This is a genomic window from Streptomyces sp. NPDC006012, assembly GCF_042871185.1.
GTDB lineage: Bacteria > Actinomycetota > Actinomycetes > Streptomycetales > Streptomycetaceae > Streptomyces.
The window spans coordinates 342,257-358,784 of the sequence record NZ_JBIAIE010000007.1; the positions used below are offsets into that span (position 1 = coordinate 342,257).

At 72.0% G+C, this 16,528-nt stretch carries 12 protein-coding genes and 1 pseudogene; 9 read left to right on the forward strand and 4 right to left on the reverse strand.

What is annotated here, in order from left to right:
- Positions 1-26: 26 nt before the first annotated feature.
- From ACFYPJ_RS16600 to katG, 5 genes are all read left to right on the forward strand, one after another.
- Positions 27-1,610 carry a VWA domain-containing protein gene (locus tag ACFYPJ_RS16600; RefSeq protein WP_389016726.1) on the forward strand — a complete coding sequence of 528 codons (1,584 nt, stop codon included), beginning with the start codon at positions 27-29 and terminating at the stop codon, positions 1,608-1,610.
- Between the two features lie 54 nt (positions 1,611-1,664).
- Positions 1,665-2,723 (forward strand): hypothetical protein, encoded by a 1,059-nt coding sequence (locus ACFYPJ_RS16605; RefSeq protein WP_389016728.1) that lies wholly within the window; start codon positions 1,665-1,667, stop codon positions 2,721-2,723.
- Positions 2,720-4,033 (forward strand): extracellular solute-binding protein, encoded by a 1,314-nt coding sequence (locus tag ACFYPJ_RS16610; RefSeq protein ID WP_389016730.1) that lies wholly within the window; start codon positions 2,720-2,722, stop codon positions 4,031-4,033. The genes ACFYPJ_RS16605 and ACFYPJ_RS16610 overlap by 4 nt, the downstream gene beginning before the upstream one ends.
- Before the next feature lie 562 nt (positions 4,034-4,595).
- On the forward strand, positions 4,596-5,033 hold the full coding sequence (locus ACFYPJ_RS16615) for a Fur family transcriptional regulator (RefSeq protein WP_389016732.1): 438 nt from the start codon (positions 4,596-4,598) through the stop codon (positions 5,031-5,033).
- A gap of 33 nt (positions 5,034-5,066) precedes the next feature.
- The gene (katG, locus tag ACFYPJ_RS16620) at positions 5,067-7,280 is read left to right on the forward strand and encodes a catalase/peroxidase HPI (protein ID WP_389016735.1); all 2,214 of its coding nucleotides are present in this window, start codon (positions 5,067-5,069) and stop codon (positions 7,278-7,280) included.
- Positions 7,281-7,375: 95 nt separating this feature from the next.
- Here katG and ACFYPJ_RS16625 read toward each other — a convergent pair whose 3' ends face one another.
- The 3 genes from ACFYPJ_RS16625 to ACFYPJ_RS16635 all read right to left on the reverse strand — a co-directional run bounded on the left by ACFYPJ_RS16625 (position 7,376) and on the right by ACFYPJ_RS16635 (position 9,618).
- The gene (locus ACFYPJ_RS16625; RefSeq protein WP_389016738.1) at positions 7,376-8,590 is read right to left on the reverse strand and encodes a hypothetical protein; all 1,215 of its coding nucleotides are present in this window, start codon (positions 8,588-8,590) and stop codon (positions 7,376-7,378) included.
- Between the two features lie 145 nt (positions 8,591-8,735).
- The gene (locus tag ACFYPJ_RS16630; protein ID WP_389016741.1) at positions 8,736-9,152 is read right to left on the reverse strand and encodes a VOC family protein; all 417 of its coding nucleotides are present in this window, start codon (positions 9,150-9,152) and stop codon (positions 8,736-8,738) included.
- A 10-nt stretch (positions 9,153-9,162) separates the two neighbouring features.
- Positions 9,163-9,618 carry a helix-turn-helix transcriptional regulator gene (locus tag ACFYPJ_RS16635; protein WP_389016744.1) on the reverse strand — a complete coding sequence of 152 codons (456 nt, stop codon included), beginning with the start codon at positions 9,616-9,618 and terminating at the stop codon, positions 9,163-9,165.
- A 441-nt stretch (positions 9,619-10,059) separates the two neighbouring features.
- On the opposite strand from ACFYPJ_RS16635, the gene ACFYPJ_RS16640 reads away from it, so the two are divergent.
- Positions 10,060-12,447: an ATP-binding cassette domain-containing protein gene (locus ACFYPJ_RS16640; RefSeq protein WP_389016747.1), complete on the forward strand. Its 2,388-nt coding sequence runs from the start codon at positions 10,060-10,062 to the stop codon at positions 12,445-12,447.
- Between the two features lie 189 nt (positions 12,448-12,636).
- Here the strand turns inward: ACFYPJ_RS16640 and ACFYPJ_RS16645 are convergent, their stop codons facing one another.
- The gene (locus tag ACFYPJ_RS16645; protein WP_389016750.1) at positions 12,637-13,644 is read right to left on the reverse strand and encodes a helix-turn-helix domain-containing protein; all 1,008 of its coding nucleotides are present in this window, start codon (positions 13,642-13,644) and stop codon (positions 12,637-12,639) included.
- Between the two features lie 735 nt (positions 13,645-14,379).
- Here ACFYPJ_RS16645 and kdpF point away from each other — a divergent pair.
- The 3 genes and pseudogenes from kdpF to ACFYPJ_RS16660 form a co-directional block, all read left to right on the forward strand.
- Complete coding sequence (gene kdpF / locus ACFYPJ_RS16650; RefSeq protein WP_009326374.1) at positions 14,380-14,469, forward strand: K(+)-transporting ATPase subunit F; 90 nt, start codon at positions 14,380-14,382, stop codon at positions 14,467-14,469.
- A gap of 8 nt (positions 14,470-14,477) precedes the next feature.
- Complete coding sequence (kdpA, locus tag ACFYPJ_RS16655) at positions 14,478-16,142, forward strand: potassium-transporting ATPase subunit KdpA (protein ID WP_389016753.1); 1,665 nt, start codon at positions 14,478-14,480, stop codon at positions 16,140-16,142.
- Between the two features lie 32 nt (positions 16,143-16,174).
- Positions 16,175-16,528, forward strand: a pseudogene (locus ACFYPJ_RS16660) (potassium-transporting ATPase subunit B); the annotation flags it as partial.

Here is a 16,528-nt window from a genome sequence, read left to right on the forward strand (position 1 = left end):
CACGAGCCGTCGAGGGGGAGACCGCGATGACCGAGACCGGTGGCACGGACGGGGCGACCGGCGAGTCCGGCGCCGTCGAGGTCACCCTGGCGGTGGGCCAGAACAAATACCTGTCGACCGTGCCGGCCGTCGCCGGTCCGCCGGGCGAACAGGTGATGTACGCCGTCCTGGAGGTCGGCGTCGGCACCACCGGCAGCGCGCCCGCCCCGCCCCGGCCGGCCGACTCGGGCGCCGCACTCGCCGAAGTTCTGATCATCGACACCTCCAAGTCGATGCTCTACCCCGACAGCAAGCTGCACGCCGCCAAGGACGCCACCGTCGCGGCCGTCCGGCGGCTGCCCGACGGCACCGCCTTCGCCGTGCTGTCCGGGCGGTTCGACGCGACCGTCGTCCACCCGCGCACCGGCACCGAGGCGATGGCCGTCGCCGGGCCGGACCAGCGCGACGCCGCCGAGCACGCGATACGGGTCCTCGACGCGGACGGCGGCACCGCGATCGGCACCTGGCTCGACCTCGCCCGCCGCCTGCTCCAGGAGCAGCCCGCGCCCGTCAAACACGTCCTGCTGCTCACCGACGGGCGCAACGAGCACGACGCCCGCGCCGCCATCCGGCTGGAGAACGCGCTCACCGCCTGCGCGGGCCGGATCAGCTGCGACGCCTGGGGCATCGGCGACGACTGGGACGCCGAACTGCTGCTGCGGATCACCCGGCGGCTGCACGGACGGGCCGGCGCGGTCCGGCACGAGTCCGAACTCACCGCCGCCTACCAGAAGCTGATCGACGACCTGCTCGGCACCTCCGTCCCCGAGCTGCGGATCCGGCTGGTCCCCACCCCCGGCACCCGGATCCGGCAGGTCAAGCAGATCGTGCCGGGCGAACAGGAACTCCCCGCCACCGTCGACGCATCCGGTGCGCGGGAAGCCGAGTACGTCACCCGCGGCTGGGGCGACGAGGTACGCCACTACCAGGTCGTGCTCGCCGCCGACCCGTCCGACCGCGACCTCGGCGAGGACCTCCAGCTCGCCGCCGTGGAACTGTCCGTCCCGGACATCGGCCGGCCGGTGCGGCTGCCGCTGCCGCAGCCGATCCTCGTGCACTGGACGGACGCCCCCGCCGACGCCTCCAGACCGCACCCCGGTATCCGCCGCCACCAGCTCTACCAGCAGGCGAACGCGGCCGTGCTGCACGCGCACCAGGCGTGGCTGCGGGGCGGGGCCGGCCGGCCCGACGCGGACGCCGCGCTGGCCCGGGCCGTGGCGCTGGCCGGCGAACTCGGCGACGCCCAGCTGCTCGGCGCGCTGCGGAAGGTCGCCGACACCTCAGGTCCGGGCGCTGCGCGGATACGGGACGGGCTCAAGGACGTCGACTGGCAGCACCTGATCCTCTCCAGCGCCATGACCACCCCGCACCGGTCCCCGGCCGCCGAGCCCGGGGCCGAGGAGGAAGGCACGGGGGACGCACCGGCCGGCGGCGACGGGACGGCTGACGGCGGCGGGATCGCCGGCGGCGGGGCCCTGGTCGAGTGCCCGGCCTGCCACTGGCTCGGCCCGCCCGGCTCCCGATTCTGCGGCGGCGACTGCGGCCGGGAACTCGGCGGGCCGCCGGTATGAGCGAGGACTCGGCGACCCGCACCAACTGCCGTCCGTCACGGAGGTGAGTCCGCAATGAGCAAGCAGAACACCACGGACATCCCGCCCCGGCCCCCGGCCGCGGCGCCCGGGCGGGCCCGCCCGCCGACCGCGCCGACCCGCCTGTTCCGGCTGCTCGCCCCGGTCCTCGCCCGCGGCACCGGCACCCCGGACGCGGCCGGCCCGGGCGACGCCAGCACCACCTCCCGCGAACTGGCCCTGCGCCGACGGCTGCTGCTGGTCGTGTCCGCCGCCGTCAGCGTCGCCCTGTTCTTCTCCTACCAGGGCGTGCACGGCGACGCCGACCCGCTGCGCATCGCCAGCGGCCCGGCCGTCCTCGCCATCGACACCGCGCAGCACGCCCTCACCGAGGCGCAGACGACCGCCGCGACCCCGGCCACCGGCGAGTTCCAGAAGCAGATCTCGGTGGCCGTGCAGTCCCTCGCCGTCGCAGCCTCCGACGGCGCGGGCGGCACCACGGGCCGCCAGGCCCTGCAGACGGTCGCCGGCCTGATCACCGTGTACGCCGGCATGGTCGGCAAGGCCCAGCTCGAACCGGCCGACTCGGTGCTGCGCCGGGCCTATCTCGGATACGCGACGAGCATCCTCGCGGAGAAGGACTCCGGCATCACCGCACGGCTCGGCCTGCTCCGGGCGGAGCAGCGGCACGTCGTCCGCCGGCAGACGTCCTTCGGACGGCTGCTGTGGCTCGGCTGGAGCGTCACCGCGCTGCTCGTCCTCGCGCTGGCCGCGGCCCTGGCGGAGACCCAGGTCTTCCTGCGCGACCGGTTCCGTCGCCGCTACAACCGGCAGCTCCTCGCGGCCGGCGCCGTGCTGCTCGGCGGCTTCGTGACGCTGAGCCTGTTCACCCTGTGGACGCACCAGGGCATGGCGGACACCCGCGGGCTGCTCGACCGCCCGCTGTCCGGCCAGGCCATCACCGACGCGGGCCGGCGGACCGCGACCTACCTGGCGAACACCGGCTTCCGCGCCGCGGCGGCGGTGTGGATCGCGATCGGAGGCATCGTGCTCATGGCGCTGGCCGAGGCGGGACTGCGCCCGCACATCAACGACTACCGGTTCAGGCCGCGGTGAGCGCGCCCGGAAACGGCCCGGCGGCCGTCCCCGCCACCCGCCGCGGTCCCTCCCGGCGGGCCGTCCGCACCGGCACCGTCCTGGCGAGCTGCCTGGCCCTGCTGGTCGCGGCGGTCGTCGTGGGCGTACGGGTCTACGACCGCGAACCGACCGTCACCCTGCTGGCCAACTGGACCGGCAAGGACGAACGCGCCTTCCGCGACGCGGTGATCGCCCCCTTCGAGCGCAAGTACCGCATCCACGTCGACTACCAGGGCAGCTCCGCCCAGAGCCAGGTGCTCAGCGCCGACGTGGAGGCCGGGACGCCGCCCGACGTGGTGGTGCTCACCGGCCCTGGCGAACTCGCCTCCTACGTCGCCCAGCGCCGGCTGAAATCGCTCGACGGCCTCGTCCCCGAAGGCGCCTTCAGCGCGTCCTGGACCACCCGGATCGACGGGCACGTCTACTGGTTCCCGCTCAAGGCGGACCTCAAGAGCATCGTCTGGTACCCGGGGGACATGACCGAACAGCAGCGCCGGGACGCCGCAGGGCAGCCCGCCCAGTGGTGCCTGGGCCTGGGCGCCGCAGCGACCAGCGGCTGGCCCGGCACGGACTGGATCGAGGACCTGCTGCTCCAGCAGTCCGGCTGGCGCACCTACGACAAGTGGGCGCGCGGAGAACTGCGCTGGACCGACCCCGCGGTGCGCAGGGCCTGGACGGCCTGGCGGGACCTGGTCGTCGGCAGCGGCGAGAACGAGCGGCTCGTCAGCCGGGCCCTGGAGACCCACTACCAGGACGCCTCCGCGTACCTCGCGAAGAAATCGCCCCAGTGCAGCCTGGAACACCAGGCGTCGTTCATCGGCGCCGACGACGACTGGAAGAAGGCCGACGGACGTTACGAGGCGTCCGCCACGCTGCTGGGCACCGGCTACTCCGACGCCTGGGAGGTCTCCGGCGACCTGGTCGCCCTGCTGCACGAGACCCCCGCGGCGAAGCAGCTGATCCGCTATCTGGCCTCGACCGAGGCCGGGCGGGTGTGGAGCGTGCAGCAGTCCGGCTTCTCGGTCCGGACCGGCGTGCCGGCCGGCTCGTACGGCGCACCGGGCACCCAGCGGCGTCGGCTCGCGGACACCCTGCGGGACCGGAGGGCGGTGCACTGCTTCGACGCCTCCGACGCGATGCCGCCCGCGGTGCGCGACGTCTTCGCCCAGTCCACCATCGATTTCCTCGCCCGCCCGGGCGACCTGACGTCGCTGCTCAAGACGCTGGACACCCTGCGTACCGACCCGAAACTGACCTGGCTGCCCTCGGTCTGCGACCGCACACCTTGAGCGGACGGCACCGGAGACGGTGCCGTCGGCCATGGCCGTCCAGGTGCACGCGTGGGCCTTGCCGGGCCGCCGGGTGGGGTCCGACAGGGACATGATGGCCCCGGCCTCCGGCCGCGGACGGCCGCGTGGCAGGACGAGCATCAGGGCCGGAAGCCGGCCCCTACGCTGACGGAGATCGCCCGACGCCGTTGTCAGGTCGGCCGTACCCGCTCGGTGTCCCGCGCCGCCACAGGCCCGTGCCACATTCCTGGCCGCCGCCGTCCGGCAGCGCAGGGAACCGGCACAAGGGCGTAGGTCCTTGGCGGTCATCCGGCTTCTTCGTGTCGAGCCCGGTGACGCGGTATGGGCAGGGCCGGCGCCGCACCGAGCGCCCGCCTGCCTGGCCCCCGGCGACCGTGAGAACCCGGACGCTTGGCCCTGCGCCCTGCGCCCTGCCTCCTCCTCCCGCACTCCGGGTGAGCGGCAGATGGTGGCCGGGTGAACTCAGGCGTGTTCCGGTGCGTAAGACTTGTCCCCTTCGCTTTCTTGAATCGTTCGCCTTTGAGGCGATAGGTTGAGCGCCGTGACCGCAGCCCAGCCCCCCACCGTCGCTGACGAGCTGCGCGGTGCCGGTCTGCGTGTGACGGCCGCCCGCGTCGCACTGCTCGACACCGTCCGGCACGGTGACCACCTCGGTGTCGAGGTCATCGCCTCCGGGGTGCGTGAGCGGGTCGGCCACATCTCCGTCCAGGCCGTGTACGAGGGGCTGCACGCCCTCACCGCGGCCGGACTCATCCGCCGTATCGAGCCGGCCGGCAGCCCGGCCCGGTTCGAGGGCCGGGTCGGCGACAACCACCACCACGTGATCTGCCGGTCGTGCGGTGCCGTCGCCGACGTCGACTGCGCGGTCGGCGACGCTCCTTGCCTGACCGCTTCGAACGATCGCGGCTTCGTCATCGACGAGGCCGAGGTCATCTACTGGGGCCTGTGCCCCGGATGTTCCACCCCCAGCAGTTCCTGAGCACCAAGATGCGCCCAGTCCGGAAGGATTCCCATGGCCGAGAACAATGAGGCAATCGTCACTGACGCGAAATCGGAGGAGACAGGCGGCTGCCCGGTCGCGCACGGTCGCGCACACCACCCGACCCAGGGCGGCAGCAGCCGTCAGTGGTGGCCGGACCGGCTCAATCTGAAGATCCTCGCGAAGAACCCCGCCGTGGCCAACCCGCTCGGCGCGGAGTTCGACTACGCCGAGGCGTTCAAGGCTCTCGACCTCGCGGCCGTGAAGCAGGACATCGCCGAGGTGCTGACGACCTCGCAGGACTGGTGGCCGGCCGACTTCGGCAACTACGGTCCGCTGATGATCCGTATGGCGTGGCACAGCGCCGGTACCTACCGGATCAGTGACGGCCGCGGCGGCGCCGGCGCCGGCCAGCAGCGCTTCGCCCCGCTCAACAGCTGGCCGGACAACGCCAGCCTGGACAAGGCCCGCCGTCTGCTGTGGCCGGTCAAGAAGAAGTACGGCCAGAGCATCTCCTGGGCCGACCTCCTGATCCTCACCGGCAACGTGGCCCTGGAGACGATGGGCTTCGAGACCTTCGGCTTCGCCGGCGGCCGCGCCGACGTCTGGGAGGCGGAGGAGGACGTCTTCTGGGGTCCTGAGACCGGCTGGCTCGACGACGAGCGCTACACCGGCGACCGCCACCTGGAGAACCCGCTCGGCGCGGTCCAGATGGGCCTCATCTACGTCAACCCGGAGGGCCCCAACGGCAACCCGGACCCGATCGCCGCGGCCCGCGACATCCGTGAGACGTTCCGCCGGATGGCGATGAACGACGAGGAGACCGTCGCCCTCATCGCCGGCGGCCACACCTTCGGCAAGGCCCACGGCGCGGGCCCGGCGGACAACGTCGGCCCGGAGCCCGAGGCCGCGCCGATGGAGCAGCAGGGCCTGGGCTGGCGCAGCTCGCATGGCACGGGCGCCGGCAAGGACGCCATCACCAGCGGTCTTGAGGTCACCTGGACCACCACCCCGACCCAGTGGGGCAACGGGTTCTTCAAGAACCTCTTCGAGTACGACTACGAGCTGACCAAGAGCCCGGCCGGCGCCAACCAGTGGGTCGCCAAGGACTCCCCGGAGATCATCCCGGACGCCTTCGACCCGTCGAAGAAGCACCGCCCGACGATGCTGACCACCGACCTGTCGCTGCGCTTCGACCCGGTCTACGAGCAGATCTCCCGCCGGTTCTACGAGAACCCGGACCAGTTCGCCGACGCGTTCGCCCGCGCCTGGTACAAGCTGACCCACCGTGACCTGGGCCCGAAGTCGCTCTACCTCGGCCCGGAGGTCCCCGAGGAGACCCTGCTGTGGCAGGACCCGCTGCCCGCGGCCGAGGGCGAGGCCATCGACGCCGCGGACGTCACGGCGCTCAAGGCCCAGATCCTCGGCTCCGGCCTGAGCGTCTCGCAGCTGGTCAAGGCCGCGTGGGCGTCGGCCGCCACCTTCCGCGGCGGTGACAAGCGCGGCGGTGCCAACGGCGCCCGGATCCGCCTGGAGCCGCAGCGCGGCTGGCAGGTCAACGACCCCGACGAGCTGGCGCAGGTCCTGCGCACCCTGGAGAACATCCAGGGTGAGTTCAACGCCGGCGCGAAGAAGGTCTCCCTGGCCGACCTGATCGTCCTCGGCGGCAGCGCGGCCGTGGAGAAGGCGGCCAAGGACGGCGGTGTCGAGGTCGAGGTGCCCTTCACCCCGGGCCGGGTCGACGCGACCGACGAGCACACGGACGCCGAGTCGTTCGCGGCGCTGGAGCCGTCGTACGACGGGTTCCGCAACTACCTCGGCAAGGGCAACCGCCTGCCGGCCGAGTACCTGCTGCTGGACCGCGCGAACCTGCTCACGCTGAGCGCGCCCGAGACGACCGTCCTGGTCGGCGGTCTGCGGGTGCTGGACGCGAACCAGGGCGGGTCGAAGCACGGCGTCCTCACCGCGACCCCGGGCAAGCTCACCAACGACTTCTTCGTCAACCTGCTCGACCTGGGCACGACCTGGAAGTCCGCCTCCGAGGACCAGACCACGTTCGAGGCCCGTGACGCCTCGGGCGCGGTCAAGTGGACCGGCACCCGTGCCGACCTCGTCTTCGGCTCCAACTCCGAGCTGCGGGCCCTCGCGGAGGTCTACGCGAGCGACGACGCGAAGGAGAAGTTCGTGAAGGACTTCGTCGACGCCTGGACGAAGGTCATGGACCTCGACCGGTTCGACCTGGTCTGATCCTCCGGACGACCTCACCGACGGGACGCCCGGACCGGCCTCGCGGCCGGTCCGGGCGTCCCCGTCGTCGCAGTCCGGGCCGCGTGGCCACCGGGTCACAGCGGCTGATGCGCGATCGCCGTCAGGAACGTTCCGTACGCCAGTGAGACCGCCGTCAGCGTGCCGCCCAGCAGCAGAGCCTTCGGCCGCCGCGTGCGCCAGGTCCGTACGAGTGCCCGGGCGACGGGGACGAGCAGCGGGAACGCGGGCAGCAGGAAGCGGGGCTTGGAGGCGAACGGGCCGGACACCGCCACCACCAGCAGCACCAGGGCACCCGCGAACACCACCAGCGGCAGCGGGGCGCGCTCCAGGCACAGCAGGCCGAACAGCAGGACACCGGCGGCGACCACCACGAGGGCCAGCGGGTAGACGACCCCGCCGCCGTGCAGGAACAGCGCCTTGAGGAAGCGCAGGGCGCCGATCCCGAGGTCGAGCCGGGAGCTCCAGGCGCTCTGCACCCGGAAGTAGCCGTGGAACAGGTCGCCGGTCCGCCGGCCCACCCACAGCACGTAGCCCACCCAGCCCAGCGGCGCGAGCACGGCGCCCGCCCACAGACCCGGCGGGACCCGCCCGCGGCGGCGCACGGTCTCGTGTCCGGCGGCGACGAGCACGGCCGCCACCGCCGCGATGCCGCTCGGCCGGGACAGTCCGGCCAGGGCCGCCAGTGCACCGGCCGTCAGCCAGCGGCCCTTGAGCACGGCGTACAGACACCAGGCGGCGAGCGCGGCGAACAACGGCTCGGTGTAGGCGAGGGTGAGCACCACCGAGTGGGGCAGCGACGCCCACAGCGCCACGAGCGCGGTGGCGACGGCTCGCCCGTACACGTGGTGGCCGATCGCGTAGACGCCCCAGGCGGCCACGACCGCGGCACTCCAGGCGAGCAGCAGTCCGGCGGCGCCGGGGGAGAGCGGCACGACGGTCGTGACGGCCCGGACGAGGGCCGGGTACAGCGGGAAGAACGCCCAGTCCGTCTGCACCTCACCTGTCTTGGTGATCCAGATCAGGCGCCCGTAGCCGTGCGTGGCGATGTGCAGGTACCAGGTGGAGTCCCAGGAATGGGCGAGGTTCTTGGTGAGCGGCCGGCCGGCCAGCCGGCTCGTCACGGCCACCGCCACGACGCCGGCGGCGCGGACCGCCACGAACAGGGCGAGGGCCGCGAGTACACCGGCCGGAGCCGGATGCCACCTGCGCCGCGCCCGTCCGGCCCGGGGCCGGCGCACGGGCGCGTACGGTACGGCGGGCTCGGGCAGCGGTGCGGAAGACGTGCTCACGCTCCGACCTTGAGCACGCTGCGCACCGGACGCAATCGGGAGTCCGCCGTCCGCCCCGCCGGTACGACGGGGGACACGTGTGCGAGACGACCGGCAGACCCGCGTGGGAGGGCAGCGGAGACCTCTCTGAAACAGGGGAGCCGGGTCAGCCGGTGCGGCGCTGGTTGAAGCGGAGCATGTTGCCCGCCGGGTCGCGGAAGGCGCAGTCCCGGACGCCGTAGGGCTGGTCGATGGGCTCCTGGAGGACGTCACCGCCGGCGGCCCGGATGTGTTCGAAGGTGGCGTCCACGTCGTCGGTGGAGAAGATCACGCCGCGCAGCAGGCCCTTGGCCAGCAGCTCCGCCATGGCCTGCCGGTCGGCCGGCGAGGCGCCCGGGTCGGCGAGCGGCGGTTCGAGGACGATCTCCACGCCGGGCTGGTCGGGCGACCCGACGGTCACCCAGCGCATCCCCTCGAAGGCGACGTCGTTGCGCACCTCCAGGCCGAGGACGTCGCGGTAGAAGGGGAGCGCCTTGTCGTGGTCGTCGACGGCGATGAAGCACGTTGAGAGTTTGATGTTCATGCCCTCGACGCTACGAGGCGGCGGCCCGTTCCGCTTCTCCGTTCCTGACCGGTTGCCTGCGGGCGGCGGGTCCGGGCCTTCTGACCGGGCGGGTGAGCACCTTCGCCACGCATGCCGGTATCGCGGCGCCGGCCTCGTGGCTGCGGGCCCGGTAGGCGCTCGGGCTCTCGCCGACCAACTCGGTGAAGCGCGAACTGAACGAGCCCAGTGACGTACATCCCACCTCGAAGCAGACCTCCGTCACACTCAGATCGCCCCGCCGCAGCAGCGCCTTGGCGCGCTCGATACGGCGGGTCATCAGATAGCTGTACGGCGTCTCGCCGAAGGCGGCGCGGAAGCTGCGGGAGAAGTGGCCGGGCGACATGAGGGCGATGGCCGCCAGCGCGGGCACGTCCAGCGGCCGGCCGTAGTCGCGGTCGATCGTGTCCCGGGCACGGCGCAGTCTCACCAGGTCCTCAAGTGTCATGTCACCCAGCATCGCACGGGCCGCCGACACCGCCCGGAGGGCCGCCGCCGCGCCCGCCCCACGGCCCGGCGGCGCCTGACGGGGGCGTGGGACGGGGCGGACCGGGATTCGAAAGGGGTGGCCATGCGGGTGCGCGAGCGGGCTATCCTCTGACGGCGGCCAGGCCGCCCGCCCCGCTCCGGGGCAGTGGCGCCCCGGACTCCCCCTGCCGAGGCCGGACCTGGCTCTGAAACCCCGGCCCGCCCACGCCGTCCGGTCACCTCCTGGCGGCAGACCCCGGCCTTTGCGCCGAGCGCGCCCGGACGGAGCCGGCCCGGCCCGCCCGGCATCCGGCCGGCACCCCGAACGGACCACGGGCCGCGCCGCGCCCTCGCCGGCCACGGCGGCTACGACCCCGGCGGCGGACCGGCAAGGCAACAGCCAGCAACAGAGGGAGAGACGATGAGCAAGGCCACGAGCACGGACGCGCGGACGCCCGCGTCGCACACCGCCGACAGCCACGACCTCATCCGGGTGCACGGCGCGCGTGAGAACAATCTCAAGGACGTCAGCGTCGAGATCCCGAAGCGCCGGCTGACGGTGTTCACCGGGGTGTCCGGCTCGGGCAAGAGCTCACTGGTGTTCGCCACCATAGCCGCGGAGTCCCAGCGGCTGATCAACGAGACCTACAGCGCCTTCGTCCAGGGCTTCATGCCCAATCTCGCCCGGCCCGAGGTCGACGTGCTCGACGGGCTGACCACCGCGATCATCGTGGACCAGCAGCGCATGGGCGCCGACCCCCGCTCCACGGTCGGCACCGCGACCGACGCCAACGCGATGCTGCGCATCCTCTTCAGCCGCCTCGGCAAGCCCTACGTCGGCCCGCCCGGCGCCTTCGCCTTCAACGTGCCCTCGGTCCGGGCGAGCGGCGCGATCACCGTCGAGAAGGGCAACAAGAAGACCGAGAAGGCGACCTTCAGCCGCACCGGCGGCATGTGCCCGCGCTGCGAGGGCCGGGGCAGTGTCTCCGACATCGACCTGACCCAGCTGTACGACGACAGCAAGTCGCTGAGCGAGGGTGCGCTGACGATCCCCGGCTACAGCATGGACGGCTGGTACGGCCGTATCTTCCTCGGCTGCGGCTTCTTCGACCCGGACAAGCCGATCCGCAGGTTCACGAAGCGGGAACTGCACGACCTGCTGCACAAGGAGCCGACCAAGATCAAGGTCGACGGCATCAACCTGACGTACGAGGGCCTGATCCCGCGGATCCAGAAGTCGATGCTGTCGAAGGACATCGACGCGTTGCAGCCGCACATCCGGGCGTTCGTGGAGCGGGTGGTGACCTTCGCCACCTGTCCCGAGTGCGCCGGCACCCGGCTGAGCGAGGGCGCCAGGTCCTCGAAGATCGGGGGGATCAGCATCGCCGACGCCTGCGCGATGGAGATCCGCGACCTCGCCGAGTGGATCCGCGGCATCGACGAGCCCTCGGTGGCGCCGCTGCTCGGGAAGCTCCGGCACACGCTGGACTCGTTCGTGGAGATCGGCCTCGGCTACCTCGCCCTCGACCGGCCGGCGGGCACGCTCTCCGGCGGTGAGGCGCAGCGCGTGAAGATGATCCGGCACCTCGGCTCGGCGCTCACCGACGTCACCTACGTCTTCGACGAACCCACCGCGGGGCTGCACCCGCACGACATCCAGCGGATGAACGACCTGCTGCTGCGCCTGCGGGACAAGGGCAACACGGTGCTCGTCGTGGAGCACAAGCCGGAGCTGATCGCCATCGCCGACCACGTGGTGGACCTGGGTCCCGGCGCCGGCACGGGGGGCGGCACCGTCTGCTACGAGGGCAGCGTCGAGGGGCTGCGCGGCTCGGAGACCGTCACCGGACGCCATCTCGACGACCGGTCGGTCCTGAAGGGGACGGTGCGCGAGCCCACCGGTGTGCTGGAGATCCGCGGCGCGTCGGTGAACAACCTGACCGGTGTGGACGTGGACGTCCCGCTCGGTGTGCTCACCGTCGTCACCGGCGTCGCCGGGTCCGGCAAGAGCTCCCTGGTGCACGGCTCGATCCCCGTCGACGAGGGGGTGGTCCCGGTCGACCAGAGCCCGATCCGCGGGTCCCGGCGCAGCAATCCGGCGACGTACACCGGGCTGCTCGACCCGATCCGCAAGGCGTTCGCCAAGGCGAACGACGTCAAGCCCGCGCTGTTCAGCGCCAACTCCGAGGGCGCCTGCCCCGCCTGCAACGGCGCCGGCGTCATCTACACCGACCTGGGGATGATGGCCGGGGTCTCCTCGCCGTGCGAGGACTGCGAGGGCAAGCGGTTCCAGCCCTCGGTCCTGGAGTACACGTTCGGCGGCCGCGACATCAGCGAGGTTCTCGCGATGCCGGTGTCCGAGGCCGAGGAGTTCTTCGGCGCGGGCGAGGCGCGCACGCCCGCCGCGCACCGGATCCTCACCCGGCTCGCCGACGTCGGGCTCGGCTACCTCACCCTCGGCCAGCCGCTCACCACCCTCTCCGGCGGTGAACGCCAGCGCCTCAAGCTGGCCACGCACATGGCCGAGAAGGGCGGCGTCTACGTCCTCGACGAGCCGACCTCGGGCCTGCACCTCGCCGACGTCGAGCAGTTGCTCGGCCTGCTCGACCGGCTCGTCGACTCCGGCAAGTCGGTGATCGTGGTCGAGCACCACCAGGCGGTCATGGCGCACGCCGACTGGATCATCGACCTCGGCCCGGGCGCCGGTCACGACGGCGGCCGGATCGTCTTCGAGGGCACCCCCGCCGACCTCGTCGCCGCCCGCTCCACCCTCACCGGCGAGCACCTCGCGGCGTACGTCGGCGGCTGAGGCGGGGCGGCCCCCCTCCCGAATCCCGAACAAGTGAGGGGGCGGGCCCGACCAGCTGAATTCCGGACGGCTGGGCGGGTCCCCGCAGCCCTGCTCCACTCCACCTGCCGGCTCGACGACATCCCCGCTCACGTCGTCGCGCGGGTCGCCGAACACGCCCTCGGCGACGCGGTGGAACTCGTCGGCGCGTCAGCGGCCGCGGACTTCGCCGCGCCCGCCGGCTGACCGCGGGGCCTGGCTGATCGCCCGGTACTCACTGGGCGTCAGACCGACGGCGGTACGGAAGGCACGGGTGAAGTCGGACGGTGCCGGGTACCCCCAGCGCGCGCCGATGACCGCGACGGGGACCGTGCGCTGCGCCGGGTCCGCCAGATCCCGCCGGCAGCGGGAGATGCGCTGCTGTCGTACGAACTCGCCGACCGTCGTGCCGTGTTGCTGGAAGATGCGGTGCAGATAACGGGTCGAGATGAAGTGCGCCGCGGCCACCGTGCCCGGCTTCAGACCGGGGTCGTGCAGACGGGCGGCGATGAAGGCGCCGATCTGCTGGAACAGGGCGCGCTGCCGGGACCCGTCCGGGAGCGGCCGGCCGCTGTGGTGGGCGAGCAGGGCCGCGGTGAGATCGATCGCGGTGTTGCCGAGCCGGGCGGTGTCACCCGGCGTGAGATCGCCGTGTGTCTCCACCAGGCCGTTGAGCATCAGGCCGAGCAGCCTGCCGACACCCGACCGCGAGTCCAGCGCCGTACCGCACAGCGGCGCGACGTCCGCCTCCGGCAGGGGCATGAGTGCCCGGGGGAACTGGAGCAGGACGGTCCGGGTCCCGGCGGGCTGTGGGCCCGAGACGGCGGTGAACGGCCGCGAACTGTCGTACAGCACCAGTTCGCCGGGACCGAGCGCGGCGCTCGACCGGGCCTGCTCGATCCGCTGGTGCCCCGCCACGGTCAGCCCGAGCTGGTACTGCTCGGGATCGGACTGCCGGATCAGCCGGGCCGTGCGCCGGGACGACAGCGGTGTGTAGGACATCACCGACAGCTGGACCGGACCGAGCGCCAGTGTCCGGATCCGGGCGCTCACCTGATCGGGTTCCTGCACCAGGAAGCGGATCAGGGTGTTCACCAGCGCGAGGCCGGTGACCTCGGCCCAGGCCGCGGTCCGTTCGCCGGGCCGCAGACGGGCGGTGTCCAGCACTGTGGTGAGCATGACCCTCCCCCCGGTGACGCCGCTTGGGAGGGTACGCCGGGAGCGGCCGCGCCCGCCACGGGGGTACCCGGTGGCAGGTGGTCCCCGGGGTGCCTTCGGACAGTGCACCGTACGTCAAGGCGAGTGCGCTCCTGGCCGATGAGACGCCCGGTGCCCGGGTGGCAGGCTGTGCGTGGCACGGGGGCGCGGTACGGGGGCCGCGAGCCGGGCGGCGCGGTCCCTTCCGCGCCGCCCTCACCTGCCGGCGGTGTGCCTGCGTCTGCCGTCCCGTCGGCCGGGCACGTCAAGACGGTGTCAGGGCCGGCGCGCTCTGTGCACCCGCGCCCTTGGGCCGCCTCGCGGTGCCTGCGTCAGCCGCTCGCCGGGACGACCGCCCGCCGTACGCCTTCGCCCGGGAGGCTTTCCGCGGGGTCCACCGCCGCGGAGCGCCCGCCTTTGCCCCGGTCTTCCCGCCGCACGCCGGACCGTCCGAATCCTGTGAGGCAGGTCACCGACGGGCGGGGTGGACCGGCCGCCGGCGGCCCAGGGCCGTAAGAGGCCCGTCAAAGCCGAGCGGGCCGCCGTATGGGAGCTGTCAACGAGCGACCGGAATCGGTCACTCAGGCGTTTTCCTCGAACCGTCCGTTTCAACCGAACCTCATTCCAGGAGTTCGCGATGGCCGATGTGGCCTTCGTCGTCACCACGATCGCGCTGTTCGCGCTGGTGGCCCTTGTCGCCAGGGGGGTGGCGAAGCTGTGACCGCTGAGAACGTCGTAGGCCTGGTGGTGGCTGTTGCCCTGCTGGGTTATCTCGTCCTCGCCTTGATCTTCCCGGAGAGGTTCTGAGTTCAGACATGGGTCCGGTACTAGCGGGCGTGCTCCAGCTGCTCGCCCTCGTGGGCGCGCTGGCGCTCGTCTACATCCCCGTCGGCAACTACATGGCCCGGGTCTACTCCTCCGACAAGCATCTACGCGTGGAGAAGTGGATCTACAAGGGCATCGGCGCGAACCCGAACGCCGAGATGACCTGGCCCGCGTATCTGCGCGGTGTCCTCGCCTTCTCCGCGGTCAGCGTCCTCTTCCTCTACCTGCTGCAACGGCTCCAGGGCGTCCTGCCCGGTTCGCTCGGCTTCTCGTCGGTCAACCCGGCGCAGTCGTTCAACACGGCCGTGTCGTTCGTGACCAACACGAACTGGCAGTCGTACTACGGCGAGCAGACCATGGGGCACGTCGTGCAGACCGCCGGTCTCGCCGTGCAGAACTTCCTCTCCGCCGCCGTCGGCATGGCCGTCGCGGTGGCGCTGGTGCGCGGCTTCGTGCGCTCCCGCACGGGTGAGCTCGGCAACTTCTGGACCGACCTGGTGCGCAGCACGCTGCGGATCCTGGTGCCGCTGGCCGTCGTCGCCGCGGTGATCCTCGTCGCCTGCGGTGCGATCCAGAACTTCTCCGGCATCCACGAGGTCGGACAGTTCATGGGCGGCTCGCAGCAGTGGAACGGCGGCGCGGTCGCCTCCCAGGAGGCCATCAAGGAACTGGGCACGAACGGCGGCGGCTACTTCAACGCCAACTCGGCCCACCCGTTCGAGAACCCCACCCCGTTCACGAACCTCTTCGAGATCTTCCTGATCCTCATCATCCCGTTCTGCCTCACCCGCACGTTCGGTGTGCTGGTCGGCTCGGTGAAGCAGGGTTACGCCATCCTCGCCACGATGTTCACCATCTGGCTGGGCTTCGTCGCCCTGATGATGTGGACCGAGTTCGCCCACCACGGCCCGGCGCTCCAGGCCGCGGGCGGAGCGATGGAGGGCAAGGAGGTCCGCTTCGGCATCGGCGGCTCGTCTCTCTTCGCGGTGTCCACGACACTCACCTCGACCGGCGCGGTGGATTCCTTCCACTCCTCGTTCACCGGACTGGGCGGCGGCATCACGATGCTGAGCATGATGCTCGGCGAGATCGCGCCCGGCGGCACCGGCTCCGGCCTCTACGGCATCCTGATCATGGCGATCATCGCGGTGTTCATCGCCGGTCTGATGGTCGGCCGGACCCCCGAGTACCTGGGCAAGAAGATCGGCGCGCGGGAGATCAAGCTCGCCGCCTGCTACATCCTGATCACCCCGGCCCTGGTCCTGGTCCTCAGCGCGATCTCCCTGGCGCTGCCCACCCCGCCGAACTCGATGCTCAACTCCGGTGCGCACGGGTTCTCCGAGGTGCTGTACGCCTTCACGTCGGCGGCGAACAACAACGGCTCGGCCTTCGCCGGCCTGAACGCGAACACCGACTGGTACAACACCATGACGGGGGTCGCGATGCTCCTGGGCCGCTTCCTGCCCATGATCTTCGTCCTCGCCCTGGCCGGCTCGCTCGCCGAGCAGAAGCCCGTGCCGGTCACCGCCGGCACCCTGCGCACCGAGAAGCCGCTGTTCACCGGCCTCTTGGTCGGCGCAATCCTGATCATCACCGGCCTCACCTACTTCCCCGCCCTCGCGCTGGGTCCGCTCGCCGAAGGGCTGGCGTCGTGATGGCCACTCGTACACAGAAGTCAGAGGACTCCATGTCCACAGCCACTCCCACCAGGGCGCCGCACAGCGACGTACCCACCGGGCACAAGTCCGCCGAGGGCCGTGTCGGAGCGGGCCTCTTCGACCCCAAGCAACTGCTCAAGTCGCTGCCGGAGGCGTTCCGCAAGCTCGATCCGCGGGTGATGATCAAGTCGCCCGTGATGTTCGTGGTGTGGGTCGGCTCGCTGCTGACCACGGTCTTCTCCTTCAAGGACCCGGGTGACTGGTTCGGCTGGGCGATCAGTGCCTGGCTGTGGGCGACGGTGGTCTTCGCGAATCTGGCGGAGGCGGTCGCGGAGGGCCGGGGCAAGGCGCAGGCGGACACGCTGCGCAAGGCCAAGACGGAC

What these genes read in the sequence shown, in the direction of transcription:
- ACFYPJ_RS16640 (WP_389016747.1), top strand. Translation starts at nt 10,060, where the DNA reads ATGAGCAAGGCCACGAGCACGGACGCGCGGACGCCCGCGTCGCACACC.
- ACFYPJ_RS16630 (WP_389016741.1), bottom strand. Translation starts at nt 9,152, where the DNA reads ATGAACATCAAACTCTCAACGTGCTTCATCGCCGTCGACGACCACGAC.
- kdpA (WP_389016753.1), top strand. Translation starts at nt 14,478, where the DNA reads ATGGGTCCGGTACTAGCGGGCGTGCTCCAGCTGCTCGCCCTCGTGGGC.
- katG (WP_389016735.1), top strand. Translation starts at nt 5,067, where the DNA reads ATGGCCGAGAACAATGAGGCAATCGTCACTGACGCGAAATCGGAGGAG.
- ACFYPJ_RS16605 (WP_389016728.1), top strand. Translation starts at nt 1,665, where the DNA reads ATGAGCAAGCAGAACACCACGGACATCCCGCCCCGGCCCCCGGCCGCG.
- ACFYPJ_RS16600 (WP_389016726.1), top strand. Translation starts at nt 27, where the DNA reads ATGACCGAGACCGGTGGCACGGACGGGGCGACCGGCGAGTCCGGCGCC.
- ACFYPJ_RS16635 (WP_389016744.1), bottom strand. Translation starts at nt 9,618, where the DNA reads ATGACACTTGAGGACCTGGTGAGACTGCGCCGTGCCCGGGACACGATC.
- ACFYPJ_RS16645 (WP_389016750.1), bottom strand. Translation starts at nt 13,644, where the DNA reads ATGCTCACCACAGTGCTGGACACCGCCCGTCTGCGGCCCGGCGAACGG.